This window comes from Sphingomonas sp. CFBP9019 (assembly GCF_034045155.1).
Classification (GTDB): domain Bacteria; phylum Pseudomonadota; class Alphaproteobacteria; order Sphingomonadales; family Sphingomonadaceae; genus Sphingomonas; species Sphingomonas aerolata.
The window spans coordinates 479,148-494,308 of the sequence record NZ_JAXCWK010000003.1; the positions used below are offsets into that span (position 1 = coordinate 479,148).

11 protein-coding genes are annotated in these 15,161 nt (G+C 67.5%); 6 read left to right on the plus strand and 5 right to left on the minus strand.

Going from position 1 to position 15,161, the window contains the following annotated elements; all coding sequences use genetic code 11:
* Positions 1-3: 3 nt before the first annotated feature.
* Positions 4-1,533, minus strand: a complete 1,530-nt coding sequence (atpA, locus tag SOM18_RS10290) for a F0F1 ATP synthase subunit alpha (protein WP_031441855.1) — start codon at positions 1,531-1,533, stop codon at positions 4-6.
* A gap of 2 nt (positions 1,534-1,535) precedes the next feature.
* A complete protein-coding gene (locus SOM18_RS10295; RefSeq protein ID WP_031394433.1) occupies positions 1,536-2,105 on the minus strand; it encodes a F0F1 ATP synthase subunit delta in 570 nt (189 codons plus the stop codon).
* A gap of 326 nt (positions 2,106-2,431) precedes the next feature.
* On the opposite strand from SOM18_RS10295, the gene SOM18_RS10300 reads away from it, so the two are divergent.
* Both SOM18_RS10300 and SOM18_RS10305 read left to right on the plus strand, forming a co-directional pair.
* Positions 2,432-3,109, plus strand: coding sequence for a dienelactone hydrolase family protein (locus SOM18_RS10300; protein WP_320481619.1), 678 nt, complete (start codon positions 2,432-2,434; stop codon positions 3,107-3,109).
* Between the two features lie 78 nt (positions 3,110-3,187).
* Positions 3,188-4,273 (plus strand): bifunctional transcriptional activator/DNA repair enzyme AdaA, encoded by a 1,086-nt coding sequence (locus SOM18_RS10305; protein ID WP_042467829.1) that lies wholly within the window; start codon positions 3,188-3,190, stop codon positions 4,271-4,273.
* Positions 4,274-4,300: 27 nt separating this feature from the next.
* On the opposite strand, the gene SOM18_RS10310 is transcribed toward SOM18_RS10305, so the two are convergent.
* Positions 4,301-5,887: a hypothetical protein gene (locus SOM18_RS10310; RefSeq protein WP_320481620.1), complete on the minus strand. Its 1,587-nt coding sequence runs from the start codon at positions 5,885-5,887 to the stop codon at positions 4,301-4,303.
* Positions 5,888-5,966: 79 nt separating this feature from the next.
* On the minus strand, positions 5,967-7,484 hold the full coding sequence (locus SOM18_RS10315; protein WP_320481621.1) for a S1C family serine protease: 1,518 nt from the start codon (positions 7,482-7,484) through the stop codon (positions 5,967-5,969).
* A gap of 131 nt (positions 7,485-7,615) precedes the next feature.
* Here SOM18_RS10315 and SOM18_RS10320 point away from each other — a divergent pair, with 131 nt between their 5' ends.
* From SOM18_RS10320 to SOM18_RS10335, 4 genes are all read left to right on the plus strand, one after another.
* On the plus strand, positions 7,616-9,142 hold the full coding sequence (locus SOM18_RS10320) for a CpaF family protein (RefSeq protein WP_166746812.1): 1,527 nt from the start codon (positions 7,616-7,618) through the stop codon (positions 9,140-9,142).
* A gap of 686 nt (positions 9,143-9,828) precedes the next feature.
* Positions 9,829-10,542, plus strand: a complete 714-nt coding sequence (locus SOM18_RS10325; protein WP_152555451.1) for a hypothetical protein — start codon at positions 9,829-9,831, stop codon at positions 10,540-10,542.
* 268 nt (positions 10,543-10,810) lie between these two features.
* Positions 10,811-12,058, plus strand: coding sequence for a PDZ domain-containing protein (locus SOM18_RS10330; RefSeq protein WP_320481622.1), 1,248 nt, complete (start codon positions 10,811-10,813; stop codon positions 12,056-12,058).
* Positions 12,058-13,584, plus strand: coding sequence for a hypothetical protein (locus SOM18_RS10335; protein WP_042467482.1), 1,527 nt, complete (start codon positions 12,058-12,060; stop codon positions 13,582-13,584). Before SOM18_RS10330 ends, SOM18_RS10335 begins: the two co-directional genes overlap by 1 nt.
* Here SOM18_RS10335 and SOM18_RS10340 read toward each other — a convergent pair.
* The gene (locus SOM18_RS10340) at positions 13,536-15,119 is read right to left on the minus strand and encodes an amidase (protein ID WP_320481623.1); all 1,584 of its coding nucleotides are present in this window, start codon (positions 15,117-15,119) and stop codon (positions 13,536-13,538) included. The two genes, SOM18_RS10335 and SOM18_RS10340, sit on opposite strands and share 49 nt — an antisense overlap.
* Positions 15,120-15,161 lie beyond the last annotated feature (42 nt).

Sequence of the window (15,161 nt, forward strand, 5' to 3'; positions counted from 1 at the left end):
TACTTATGCAAACGTCTTGGCGAACGCCTCGAGCGCTGCCTTCAGCTTGTCCTTCGCCTCGTTACCCAGATCGCGGGTATCGCGGATCAGCTTCAGCACATCGGCGTGGTTCGCGCGCATGTCGGCGAGCAGTGCCTGCTCGTAGCGGGTCACGTCGGCGACGGGCACCTTGTCGAGATAGCCGCTGGTGCCAGCGAAGATCGACACCGTCTGCTCCTCGAACGGCAGCGGCGAGAACTGCGCCTGCTTGAGCAACTCGGTCAGACGCGCACCGCGGTTGAGCAGCTTCTGCGTCGACGCATCGAGATCCGACCCGAACTGCGCGAACGCCGCCATCTCGCGGTACTGCGCCAGCTCGAGCTTGATCGAGCCCGACACCTTCTTCATCGCCTTGGTCTGTGCGGCCGAGCCGACGCGGCTAACCGAGAGACCGACGTTGATCGCCGGGCGCACGCCCGAGAAGAACAGGTCGGTTTCGAGGAAGATCTGGCCGTCGGTGATCGAGATCACGTTGGTCGGGATGTACGCCGAAACGTCGCCCGCCTGGGTCTCGATGATCGGCAGCGCGGTCAGCGAGCCGCCTCCGTTCGCGTCCGACATCTTCGCCGCACGCTCGAGCAGACGGCTGTGGAGATAGAACACGTCGCCGGGATAGGCTTCACGGCCCGGCGGACGACGCAGCAGCAGCGACATCTGGCGGTAGGCGACCGCCTGCTTCGACAGATCGTCGTAGCAGATGAGTGCGTGCATGCCGCGATCGCGGAAATACTCGCCCATCGCGACGCCGGTATAGGGCGCGAGATACTGGAGCGGTGCGGGATCCGACGCGGTGGCTGCAACGACGATGGAATATTCCATCGCGCCATTCTCTTCGAGCGTCTTGACGAGCTGCGCGACGGTCGAGCGCTTCTGGCCGATCGCGACATAGACGCAATACAGCTTCTTCGACTCGTCGTCGCCCGCGTTCGCGGTCTTCTGGTTGATGAACGCGTCGATCGCGACGGCCGACTTGCCGGTCTGGCGATCGCCGATGATCAGCTCGCGCTGGCCCCGGCCGACGGGAACGAGTGCGTCGATCGCCTTGAGACCGGTCTGGACCGGCTCGCTGACCGACTGGCGCGGGATGATGCCCGGCGCCTTGACCTCAACGCGGCTGCGCTCGGTCGTGTGGATCGGGCCCTTGCCGTCGATCGGGTTGCCGAGACCGTCGACCACGCGGCCGAGCAGCTCCTTGCCGATCGGCACATCGACGATCGTGCCGGTGCGCTTGACGATGTCGCCTTCCTTGATCTCCGAGTCAGACCCGAAGATCACGACGCCGACATTGTCGGCCTCGAGGTTGAGCGCCATGCCCTGCACGCCGTTCGAGAATTCGACCATCTCGCCGGCCTGGACGTTGTCGAGGCCGAAGATGCGCGCGATGCCGTCGCCGACGCTCAGCACCTGGCCGGTCTCGCTGACCTGGGCCTCGGTGCCGAAATTGGCGATCTGATCCTTGATGATCTTCGAGATTTCTGCGGCGCGGATATCCATGGTCAGCCTTTCATCGCCTGCGCGAGCGTGTTCAAACGGGTGCGGATCGACGAATCGATCATCTGGCTGCCGACGCGGACGACAAGTCCGCCCAGCAGCGATGGGTCGACGTTGAGGTCGACGGAAACTTCACGGCCGACCCGCTGGCGGAGCTGATGCTTCAGCTCGATCACCTGCTCTTCGGACAGCGGATGCGCGGAGGTCACTTCGGCTGCGATCTCGCCGCGATGCTGCGCGGCAAGCGTGCGATACGCCTTGATGATCTTGGCCAGCGCGCCGAGCCGGTGGTTCTCGGCCAGTACGCCCAGGAAATTCTTCGTGGTCGCATCGACGCCGAGCTCGTCGGCAACGGCGGAGATCGCCTTCACCGCCGCGCCGCGCGATACCATCGGGCTCGTCGTGAGGTCGCGGAGCGTGTCGGACTGCGCCAGCGCGTCGCGCACGGTCGACAGACTCTGCTCGACCGCGTCGATCGTCTTGGCGTCACGCGCCAGTTCGAACAGGGCGAGCGCATAACGCCCACCTAAGCTCGCCTGGATAGCGCCGCCGCCGTTACCGGGAAGTGTCTCCACGGACCTGTCAATCCTCGTCTGAAACCGAATGTCGCCGTCCCACAAGGGAAGAGGGCGCGAAAGCACCTCTACCGGGACGCGGCGCGGGTAGCATCGGGTTCCACCATTGGCAAGCCGGGCGGGCGGCCGAGACGACTGGTTTGTGACTGTTTTGTCATCGGCAGATGGTTGGAAGGCCCACCTCACCCTCTTCGTCATCCCCGCGCAGGCAGGGATCCATATCCTCCGGACCCAGCGCATTCATCGCAGGGCCTGCCACTATGGGTTCCCGCCTCCGCGAGAATAACGATAAAGGTCGGAACAGGATCACACGACAAGGAATCGGAATGACCGGCACGATGGAAAGCATGACGATGTCCGACGGCGCGACGATCGCGGTCTATCATGCGCAGCCGACGGGAGACCGTCGCGGCGGCCTCGTCCTCATGCAGGAGATCTTCGGCGTCACCGACCATATCCGCGATCTGTGCGACGACTATGCGGCCGATGGCTATGAAGTGCTGGCACCCGCCCTGTTCGACCGCGAGCATCCGGGCTTCGAGGCGGACTATTCGGGTGACGGCCTCGCCCGCGGGATCGAGCTTGCGCGGCAGCTTCATCCGTTCGAATTGTCGCTGACCGACGTCCAGACCTGCATCGACTCGCTCGCCCCCACCGGGCCGGTGTTCGTCGTCGGCTATTGCTATGGAGGGTCGGTCGCGTGGTTCGCCGCTACCCGCCTCAACGGCGTGGCCGCCGCGAGCGGCTATTATGGCAGCATGATCCCGGCGGCGGCGGACGAAGAGCCCAAGGTCCCCGTCATCCTCCATTTCGGCCGCCATGATCACGGCATCCCGATGGAGGGCGTCGAGCAAGTCATCACGAAGGACTGGCCGAACGCGACGGTCCATGTCTACGAGGCGGGCCACGGCTTCAACTCGGATCGCCGCAAGGATTATCACGAGCCGAGCGCCGATCTTGCGAAGGCACGCACGCTTGCGCTGTTCCACGCGAACGGCGGCTGAGAAGCGCGGGCGTCTGCTCCCCGGTTTGACCGCAAGCCGCGGGATGCAGCGCCCCGACCGACGCGCTACACCTTGGCCATGACGCACACCGCCCCAGATCCGGACACCGCCTGGACCGCCTTTGCCAACCGGGACCGGGCGTGGGACGGTCGGTTCATCGTCGCGGTGAAGACGACCGGCATCTATTGCAAGCCGAGCTGTCCGGCCCGCCATCCCAGACGCGAGAATGTCGTCTTCCTTGATGACCCGGCCAGCGCCCGTGCGGCCGGGTTCCGGGCCTGCCTTCGCTGCATCCCGGACTCCGTAGGCCGCGACCGGATAGCGGTCGCCGCCGCCGTCGCGCTGCTCGAAGCCACGGACGACCGCCTCTCGCTCGACCAGCTCGCGGCGCAGGCGGGCTATGCGCCGCATCATTTCCACCGACTGTTCAAGCGCGCGACCGGGGTCACGCCAGCCGCCTACGCCCGCGGCCTGCGCAGCGCACGCGCCGCCGACGCGCTGACCCGGGAGGCCCACGTCGCAGCCGCGATCTACGATGCGGGCTATGCCGCACCGAGTCGTTTCTATGCCGGCGCCGCGTCGCGCATGGGGATGCCGCCGAGCGTCTGGGCGCGCGGCGGCGACGGGGTCCGGATCCGCTGGACGGTCGTCGCGACCAGCCTCGGGCCGCTACTGATCGCCGCGACCGATACGGGGCTGTGCCGCGTGGCGTTCGACGAGGACGCGGCCGACCTCGTCGCGCGCTTCCCCCGGGCGATCGTCACGCCCGGCGACGCGGCACTCGCCGATCTCGCGGCGCGCGTCGTCGCCAGCGTCGAATCACCCGACCGCCAGCACGACCTGCCGCTCGACGTCCGCGGCACCGCATTCCAGGAGGCGGTCTGGCAGGTACTTGCCCGCATCCCCCCGGGCGAGACGCGCACCTATACGCAACTCGCCGCTGCCGCCGGCACCCCGGCCGCGGTCCGTGCGGTCGGCAGCGCGTGCGGCGCCAATCCGATCGCCATCCTCATCCCCTGCCACCGCGCGCTTCGCACCGACGGGACACTCGGCGGCTACGCCTATGGGCTCGACCGCAAACGTGCGCTGCTGGCGAAAGAGGCGCCGCGCGAACCCGCCCTGTCGCCAGCACATTCAGGCGATCCCCGACCTTCGACATCGTGACGAGGGTCTGGGTCCGCGCCCTCGCCGCTAATTCGCCGGTGTCGGCCCAGACGGCGTCACCGCCACCGTCTCCCCCCGTGCCTTTGCAAGCGCGAGCATCGCCGCGGGCCCCGTCACGCCGGTATCGAGGATCGCGATCAGCCGCGCCGCCGGGTTGTCCGCCGACTGGTGCGGATCATAGGCGAGCGGGCGCAGCGCGCGTCTGGCGGCATCGGTCTGACCATCCATGATCGCCTGCGCCGCGACCTTGAACCGCAGCGCCGGGTCCTGCGGCACCAGCTCGAGCGCGCGACCGATCCCCAGGATCGCGGCCGCGCTGGGAGCCTCGCCCGCCGCGGCGAAGCTGTCATAATAGAGCGACAGCGCCTCGGCATCGTCGGGCGCCTGGCGATTGGCCGTGACGATCCAGCGCCGCGCCGCACCCCATGCTGCGGCATCGCGGACTGTCGCCGCAGCGGCGCGCCGCATCAACACCTGCGCCTTGTACAGCATCGCCTGGCGCGACGTCGGATCGGCGGCGAGCGCGCGGTCGGCAGCAGCCAGCGCCGCATCGTCCTGCCCCGCATCATACGCCATCTCGGCAAGCCAGCCCTGCGCCAGCGCATCGTCGGGATAGGCCGCCGCGATCCGGGCGGCGCGCGCGAAGATCGGTGCGGCGGTGGCACGGTTGACGCCGCGCTCCGACTGCATCCGCAGCTCGACCATTGCAGCGGCGCCCGGCGACAACGGCGTCACGACCACCGGCGCGACGGGCAGCTTATCGTACGCGATCCGCAGCCCCGGGATGCGCGACTGGCGAAGATACGCATCGAGCGCCTTGTCGAGCGCGCGCAGGTCGCCGAACGCCGCGGTGGCCGCGGTTACGCTCGGCGTTCCCGCGTTCAGCGCGGTCAGATACTGCTGGAGCTGCCGGCCGCGCGCCGCGTCGAACATCAGGTAATGCGTCAGCAGCCATCCGCGCCCGTACATCACCCCGCGCTGCTCGTCGGTCAGCTTCTGCCCGGTCGCGAACAGGGTCGCCGTGGGCACCGGCTTGGCCGCGAGCAGGCTGTACGCCCGGTGCTGCGCCGCGCCGCCGAGCTGGACATACTCCTTCTCGAACGCGGCGGTCGAGACGAACTCGGCATAGCCCTCGGAAAACCACGCCGGATAGGCGGCGGCGTAATTGCCCAGCAGGAAGTGATGCGCATATTCGTGGAACAGGACGATCTGCGGAATTCCGCCGCCGCGCGTCGAACGGCTGCCGTCCCCGCCCTCGTCGATCCGCGGGGTGAAGGCGACCGACCCGCTTGCGCGCGGCAGGTAGAATCCAGCGATGCCGCGATCACCCGACAATCGGCGGATCGCAGCGACGTCGTTCGCGACATAGACGGTGACGCGGTTCGCGCCCTTCGCGCCGGTGCCCTCCGGCGTGCGGTGGAGATGCCGGATCGCCCCGTCGAACTGCTCGAGCCGGGTCGCCATCGTCGTGAGCGCGGCGGGCGGCATGTCGGCATAGATCTCGAAATGATCGGAGGTCGCGCGCGCCCATTTCGCCGCTGCCGGCGTCCAGGCACCGACCAGTCCCGCCATGATCGTGACGCTCCACGCCACCCCATGCCTAACGCTGTGCATTACCCGCATCGCCATCCCCCTCGACACCGCCATCCTGCCATGCGGATCGGCGCGTGCCGAGGGGGTAAACAAGACTCGATCAGTCTGCCGACGTGCAGGAATAGACGAGCTTCTCGTTGGGCAGCGGCGGCAGCGTGGCCCGGACTGCAGACTGCTGCCCGACCAGCCGCGTGATCGCCGCCGGATCGGTCGTGCACTGCCCCGGCGTCTCACCGCGCGCCGCCCGCGCCGCGGTCATCCCCGCCGCCGACATCAGATAGCGCGTATTGGCATAGGTCCGCGTCGCCGGGTCGAACGACAGCAGCGACACCGTCTGTTCGGCCTCGGGCACCAGCACGCGCTCCCACCGGCCGTTGCCCGCGACATATTGCGTCTTGCCGTTGACGCAGCCGCCCGCACCCCAGCTGAGCGGCACGTCTTCGCTCGACGAGATCGTGATCCGGCTCCGTTCGGGGATCAGCCGGCACACCAGCCGGCCGAGCGCCTTGTCCTCGACCACCGGCCCCGAGCGCGCGACGGACGCCGCGGGAAGGTCGACCGCGCCCGACGGCCTGGCCACGAACACGACGACCGCCGCGACCACCGCGACGCCGCCGCCCGCGACCGTCCAGACCGCCGCACGCCGCCGCCCGCGCGGTTCGAGCAGCCCCGCCGCACCGATCCCGAGCGCGCCTGCGACCAGCAGCAGCCCCGCGATCGCCATGACGTTCTCGCGCCGGCGCTCCGCTTCGATACGCGCCTGTTCCAGCGCGCGTTCACGCGACAGCGCCGCCTGCGTCGCCACATCGCGCCGCGCCGCCGCCGCATCGGCCGCCGCGCGCACGTCGGCGTCGCTGTCCTGCCGCAACCGCTCCTCGATCGAAGTGCACGGCGTTCCGACCGCGCTATAGGGCTGCTTCGCCTCGCGCAGGAATGCGGCGAGCTCGGTGTCCGCGATTGCGAAGCCGAACGTCGAATCGCCCTCCTCGCCGCGGGTGATCGCGGAATTGACGCCGATCACCCGCCCGCACCGGTCGAGCAGCGGGCCACCCGAATTGCCGCGCGCGATATTGGCGGTGTGCAACAGCACCTCGACATCGCTCAGACTGCGCCGGCCCGAGAACACGCCCTCCGACCGCACCGGGCTGGTCGGCCGGATATAGTCCGCGGCCGAGCGCGCGGTGGCGAGGTCGACATTGCCGGGAAAGCCCAGCGACACCACCGCCCCGCCCTCATCGATCGGTCCCGTATACAGCGCGGTCTGCGGCAGGCGCGCGCCGGTGAACTCGATCAGCGCCAGATCGCGCTGCACGTCATAGGCAATCACCTTGCCCTGATAGGATTTGTCCCCCTCAGTCGGCACAACGCCGACGACGACATTGTCGGGATAGCGTTCCGCCAGCTCGACGACATGCGCGTTGGTGACGATCCGGTTGGGCGCGACTGCGAAGCCGCTGCCATGGCCGAAGCCGACGACCTGATCGTCGACCACTGCGATCGTGACGACACGCACGACCCCGCGCCCGGTCGCGCTGATATCATCGGCGCTGGCGGGGGCGGCGATGCCGATGAGCGCGGCGAGCGGAAGGACGAGCAGGGTGAGCAGGCGGATCAGCATTCGCCTCCCTTATCCGCCCGCGCGCCGCGGCAGAACCCGTTTCCGGACGCCGCGCGGTCGCCGACCGATTGGTTAGCGAATTGGCAAGGCTTCGCCGGTAACCCCGGCATTAACGATCGAGGGACTGGTGCATGAGCGCGTTCGGACGACGCAGTGGGATGAGTGGCGGAACGGCAGCGCGGCCCGCGTTCGGCGTCGCGCGACCGATGCAGGGCGGCGGCCCCGCCCCGCGACCCGATCCCGAAGGCGGCGCGCAATTCCCTGCGCTCGACACCCTCCTGCCGATGCCCGGCGAGACCGAGGGCGGCGTGCCGATCGGTCAGGTCGACGCGATGCAGCGACTCGCCGATCGCCAGGCCGCGTCGGGCGATGCGGGCGCGAGCAAGGTCGAGGGCTTCGAACAGTCGATCCACAAGATCAAGGAACAGGTGCTCCCCCGCCTGCTCGAACGCGTCGATCCCGAGGCCGCGGCAACGCTCGGCAAGGACGAGCTGGCGGAGGAATTCCGCCCGATCATCGGCGAGGTGCTCGCCGAGCTGAAGCTGACGCTCAACCGCCGCGAACAGTTCGCGCTGGAAAAGGTGCTGGTCGACGAGCTGCTCGGGCTCGGGCCCTTGGAGGAACTGCTCGCGGATCCGAACATCACCGACATCATGGTGAACGGCCCCGAACAGACCTATGTCGAGCGCAAGGGCAAGCTCGAGCTCGCCCCGATCCAGTTCCGCGACGAGGAACATCTGTTTCAGATCGCGCAGCGGATCGTGAACTCGGTCGGCCGCCGCGTCGATCAGACTACCCCGCTCGCCGACGCCCGTCTCAAGGACGGCAGCCGCGTCAACGTGATCGTGCCGCCGCTCAGCTTGCGCGGCACCGCGATCTCGATTCGTAAATTTTCGGCCAAGCCTATCACGCTCGACATGATGGCCGGGTTCGGCAGCATGAGCCCCAAGATGGCGACCGCGCTCAAGATCGCCGGTGCATCGCGCTTCAACGTCGTCATCTCGGGCGGTACCGGCTCGGGCAAGACGACGATGCTCAACGCGCTGTCGAAGATGATCGACCCCGGTGAGCGCGTGCTGACGATCGAGGACGCGGCCGAGCTTCGCCTGCAGCAGCCGCACTGGCTGCCGCTCGAAACGCGCCCCGCCAATCTGGAGGGCCAGGGCGAAATCAGCATCCGCGATCTCGTCAAGAACGCGCTGCGTATGCGCCCCGACCGGATCATCCTGGGCGAAATTCGTGGGTCCGAGTGTTTCGACATGCTCGCGGCCATGAACACCGGTCACGACGGCTCGATGTGCACGCTCCACGCCAACTCCCCGCGCGAGGCGCTCGCGCGTATGGAGAACATGGTGATGATGTCGGACATCAAGGTGCCCAAGGAGGCGATCTCGCGTCAGATCGCCGATTCGGTCGAGCTGATCATCCAAGTCAAGCGCCTGCGCGACGGCTCGCGCCGCGTCACCAACATCACCGAGGTGATCGGCATGGAAGGCCCCGTGATCGTCACGCAGGAGCTGTTCAAGTTCGAATATCTCGACGAGAGCGCGGACGGCAAGATCCTCGGCGAATACCGCTCGATGGGCCTGCGCCCCTACACGCTCGACAAGGCCAAGCAGTTCGGCTTCGACCAGGCCTATCTGGAGGCCTGCCTCTGACCCCCGTCGACTGCACTAACGGCAGGTGGTCGAGACCGTGCTAAAACTTCCCATTCTGCTCACGCCTATTTGCGGACATTCGGATCAAATCTATCATCTCTGGTATGGTACGAACCAAAAGATGCGTTGCCGCGATCGCCACGGCTTGGTTGTTCCTATCAAGCGTGCCCTCGGACGCCCGACTTCCAAATTTTGACCAAAGATCGGTGCCGCCTGCGCCCCCGGCTGAATACGACCCTATATCCGGTCCGTTTTTGGCTCGAATAGGCCGGAAAGGCGAGCTCGATGATCCGGGGGTGATTGCCAATGCTACAGCGTCTTGGGACGGACCGAATTTATCTGCCTTTGTATTATGCTTTCAACCGGGAGCCGATCGTGACGGCTGGCAGGTTGCGTTTGAGGCCCTTCACAACGTTTCGGTTGAGCTCAAAATGCAGGGCGCGGTGACAGTCGTTATAGACGGGAAGCGGATATGTGATGCGGCTCCTTCGCCCTCAATGGGAAGCAAGCCACACGTTGAAATCAAAGGCGTAATTCGCGGTTAGGGCCGTAGGCTTCATTTCCGCGTCCCTTTCCGTCCCGGACATTCCTAATGAAAAAATCAAAAGTTCTGCATTCAAACAGCAATGGTAAGTGAGCGAGTGACACCCTCTAGCGCACGAGCCTACGCGTGTTAGGCTACTGCGATGCTTGTTCGCGCTATACTGATAATCGTTGCCGGGCTGATCGGGGCCTCTGCGACCGCACAAACCTCCGATTCCACCACCGCGATGATGCCAAAGCCGGTGTGCTCGGGTCACCTTGGGGAATCTGTTGCAATCAACGCCGCTCCCCTAACAGTCGAGATGCTGGGGGGCAGCTATCGGGCACATCCCGGCTGGCCACATCCCGGTGAGGCACGCGTGGATCAGCTTCGCTATAGCTCGGCGGTGATGCTGCGCTCGGATGACCCACGCTTCACCGACTTTGACCTCTCTCCTGGCCCAGTGCACTCGCGAACATCGGGATGCTGGTTTTCATGGACCAGCATCCAAGGGAAGAGCGGTATTGCAGGCATTTCCAACGCTGGCATCGGAAGGAGCGGTTATGTGGATGGTTTTGTCCCGGCGCGGCCTGCCGTGACCCCCGATATCGTTGGATACAGTTTCGTCGCAGCCGATGACAACGTACATAGGGACAGCTACACTTGGATTGGGGTATGGAACGCCAAAGGCTTGGCAGAGCGGTCGCGGGTCGTCGCCTTCGACGGCAAACGGTTCCTTATCCTTGCAACATTGCCCGTCCGGTTAGGAGCTATTTCAAAACTGCCCGACCTTCATTCTCAAGCCTATTTTCTAACGCTGATCGGTGAAGGCAAGCTTGGTCAAAACGTAGCTTGGATAAGACTAGTCTGGCCCTAACCCATCGATATACGGGTGCCGCTAATGATCCTAAGCCTACCCCCCCACGTAAACGATCAAAGATTTCGCATCAGCCAAGGAATGGCAGGAAACGTAGGCGCTCACCGATGCAAAAAGTTGATGCATTGGCGGGCTCGTTCGGCGGTGGGTCTCCCACAACGCAGCCGCGAAAGCCGTGAGTCCGCTTTCCTTCCCTTCAAATCCATCTGCCCCACCGTCCGCGTGCCTAGCTTGTAAGGCCCCGCCAACGCGCTAGGGACGGTTGCACATGCGTATGCTTACCCTCGCCATCGTCCCGCTGTTGGCGGCCCTTAGCATCGCGACGCGGCAGCCGGCATCGCAGGCCGTGGCCGCGCCCATCCAGGCGAGTTCTACCCCAAGCACCTCGCCCGCCGACCGTGACCAGGGCGTCGCCCGTCTTGCCGCCGATACCGAGACGCGCTGGGTGACGTTCGACCTGACGCCGGGCAACCAGATCCGGTTCGCGATGCAGATCGACGGGCGCAGCATCACCGCGATCCTCGATACGGGGGTCAGTTATACGTTGCTCGCCGACACCTCCCCCGCGGTCGTCCGCCGCGCGCTGAAGCCGGGCGGGCGGGCGAGCGCGATCGGCGGGTCGGTTGCGCTGCGCTGGATGCCGACGCGGTCGATCGTGCTCGGCGGGCTGACGCGCAGCGGCGGCGGCGTCAGTGTCGCCGCCCTCCCCGCGCTCGCGACCGGCAGCGCGAACGCGGTCGACCTGCTGGTCGGGCGCGACCTGCTCGCCGCGCACGCGCTCGACATCGATTATGCCGCGCGCCGCTTCCGGCTGATCCCGACCGGGCGGCTGCCCTTTGCGGGCGAGACCGCGTCGCTGACGATCTCGTCCGATCGGCGCGTCTATGAAAGCGCGGTCCGGATCGGCACGCACGCGCTGGCGCCGATCGTCGTCGATACCGGCGACGGATCGGCGATCACCGTGACCGCGGCGGGCTGGCGCCGTGCCGCGCCGCCGGGGCTGCCGACCACCACCGCGATCGCCTATGGGCTCGGCGGCTCGGTCGTCAGCGGCCTCGCGATCGCCCCCGAGATCCGGGTCGGTACGCTCGTCGCGCGAGACACCGAGGTGCGGATCGAGCCCGAGGCGGGCTTTTCACAGTCGATCGGCGCCGCCGGGCGGCTCGGCTCGGGGTTTCTCCAGCATTATCGCGTGCTGCTCGACCCGCGCGCGGCGCGGATGGTCCTGCGCCGCGGCGACGTCGCCGATCCCCGCCCCATCCGATCGACCAGCGGTCTGCTCATGGGGGTCGAAAGCAACCGGCTGAAGGTCCTGCACGTGATGCGCGGCGGCCCGGCCGAGGCGACCGGGTGGCAGGTCGGCGACCTGATCTGTTCGATCGACGGCCAGCCCATTCCCCGCGACTATCCAGCCAGCCCGCTGGCGAACTGGACTATCCGCCCGCCCGGCAGCGTCGTCCGGCTCGGGCTGTGCGACGGTACGACGCGCACACTGACGCTCAGGACTTTCTACTGATGACATCGGCCAAGACCGCACCGTCCGGATCCCGCTGGACGCCCGCGCTGATCCTGCTTCTTATCGCGCTGGCGATCCGCGCCTGGGATTTCGGCAATCCGGTGATTGCCGTCGACGAGCAATATTATCTGCTGGTCGGCGACCGGATGCTGCACGGCGCGATCCCCTTTGTCGACATCTGGGATCGCAAGCCGATCGGGCTGTTCCTGCTGTTCGCGGCGATACGGCTGCTCCCCGGCGACGGGATCCTCGCCTATCAGCTCGTCGCGACCGGCTGCGCCTGGCTGACTGCGGTCCTCGTTCATCACGGCGCGATGCGGGTCGGCGCGACGCGGCGCGGTGCGCTGGCGGCGGGAGCGACCTATCTGGCCGGGCTATCGCTGCTCAGCGGCGGCGGCGGACAGGCACCGGTCTTCTACAATCTGCCGATCGCGATCGCCGCGCTGCTGACCTTCCGCCTGCCCGCACTCGCGGCGGCGAACGACCGCCGCGCGATCGTGCGTGGCGGCGCGCTGGCCTGCCTGCTCGCAGGGATCGCGATCCAGATGAAATACACGCCCGCCTTCGAGGGCGCGTTCTTCGGGCTGGCGCATCTCTGGTTCCACCGCCGCACCGGCGCGCCGGTCTCAGCGACGCTGGGTGCGGCGCTGCTGTGGATCGCCGTCGGCCTCGCGCCGTCGCTCGCCGCGCTCGGCTGGTACACCGCGCACGACCTGTTCGCGACCTTCTGGTTCGCCAACGTCACCTCGATCTTCCTGCGCCCCGGCTATCCGCTCGCGCAGGTGGTGATGCGGCTGCTCGGCATCCTCGTCCAGCTGCTCCCGCTGATCGCCGCCGCGGCGATCACCTGGCATCGCCGCGCGCATCTCGGGATCGACCGTGCGGTCGCGCGGCTCGCCTTTGGCTGGCTGATCGCGGCGTCGCTCGGCTTCCTCGCGATTGGTACCTTCTTCGATCATTACGGCCTGCCGCTGGTCGCCCCGCTGGCGATCGCCGCCGCGCCCGCGCTGTCACGCCATGCCAAGCTGCTCGCGATCGCGCTGATCGTCCCCTTCACGATCCTCGCGGTCGAACGCGTCGTCCGGCGCGACGACGCCGACGGCGCCTATGCGCTGGCCCGCATCGTCCAGGCGAACAGCGGCGACGAATGCCCCTATGTGTTCCGCGGCGACACCGTCACCTATCTGCTCGCACGGACCTGCGTACCGACGCCCTACGCCTTTCCCAACCTGCTCAGCCTGTCGACCGAACAGGGCGCGACCGGGATCGACGAGGCGGCCGAGGTGCGCCGCATCCTCGCCAACCGTCCGCCGGTGATCGTCACCTCGACGCGCCGCCTGTCGATCTGGAACGTCGGCAGCCTGCGCGCGCTGAAGGCGACGCTCGCGAGCGACTATCGCCTCGTCTTCACCACGCGCCGGCTGAAGGACCGCAGCGCCGTCTATCTGCGCAACGACCGCGTGTTCGTCGCCCCCGTTCAGCGGGCTCCGTCGAGCCCCGTGCCCACCGCCGCCGACGGCAGGTAACGCGGCGCGGTCCGCGCGTTGGCCCGCTGTTCATAGGCATAGCCCGCGTTCAGCACCGTGCCGTCGCCGTAGCGCGTCGCGATGAACGACAGCCCGACCGGCAACCCGCGGACCAGCCCCATCGGCACGGTCAGGTTGGGATAGCCCGCGACCGCGGGCAGTTCGCTCGCGCTCGGCCCGCCATATTGGTCGCCGTACACTGGCTCGCTGAGCCAGGCGGGACCATAGGTCGGCTCGACCAGCACCGTCGCCCGTGCGGTCTTCAGCATCGCGTCGATCCCCTCCGCGCCCGCCAGCCGCAGCGATTTCGTACGTGCCGCCTTATAGGCCGGGTCGTCGAGCCCGCGGGTCTTGGCCGCCGCCTCGAACGTCTCCTGCGCGAAGAACGGCATCTCCGCTGCTTCATTGGCGCGGTTGAACGCGATCACCTGATCGAGCGTCCGGGTCCGCACCGCCGCCGGGGTGGTCGCCAGATAGGTGTCGAGATCGGCCTTCAGCTCGGTCTGGAGTACCAGCAGCTCCGCCTCGCCGATCCCGTCGAGCTTGGGCTGCTTGACCTCGACGAGCACCGCGCCCGCCGCCTTGAGCACGCCCAACGCCACCTCGTACCGCGCCGCGACGTCCGCGGTCATCTCGGGCCGGACGACCCCAATCCGCAACCCCGACAGCGCGCTCGTCGACAGGGCGGCGGCATAGTCGCGCTTGTACGCGCCCGCCCCTGCGGTCGCGGCATCCGCCGGATCCGCCGCGATCATCGCCGAGAACATCGTCGCCACGTCGCGCACGCTGCGCGCCATTGGCCCTGGCGTGTCCTGGCTATGGCTGATCGGCACGACATGCGTGCGGCTGACCAGCCCGATCGTCGGCTTCAGCCCGACCAGCCCGTTGATCGACGACGGGCACACGACCGAGCCATCGGTTTCGGTGCCGATCGCGGCTGCTGCAAAACTCGCCGCGATCGCCGCGCCCGACCCGCTCGACGATCCGCACGCGGTCCGATCGAGCGCATAGGGATTGCGGACCAGCCCGCCGACCGCGCTCCACCCACTCATCGACCGGGTCGAGCGGATGTTCGCCCATTCGCTGAGGTTGGTCTTGCCGAGGATCACCGCGCCTGCCGCGCGCAGCTGCGCGACCACCGGCGCGTCGCGGCGCGTCATATTGTCCTTGAGCGCCAGGCTGCCAGCGGTGGTCGGCATCGCGTCGGCGGTCTCGACATTGTCCTTGATCAGCACCGGAACGCCGTGCAGCGGTCCGCGCACCCGCCCCGCCCGACGCTCGGCGTCGAGCGCCTTGGCCTGGGCCAGCGCGTCGGGATTGAGCGCGATCACGCTGCGCAGCGTCGGCCCCTTGCGGTCCATCGCCGCGATCCGCGCGAGATACGCCCGGACCAGATCGACACTGCTCGCCGTCCCCGCCGTCATGCTTGCCTGAAGCTGATCGATCGAGCGTTCCTCGACCGCGACGGTCCTGGCCACCGCCGCCACTGGCATGGCGGCGGTGGCGAGCAGGATTCCGGTGATAATCTGGCGCATTTTCAGTCCCCTTTAGCCTGACGCTATCGGGGATCGGACGGC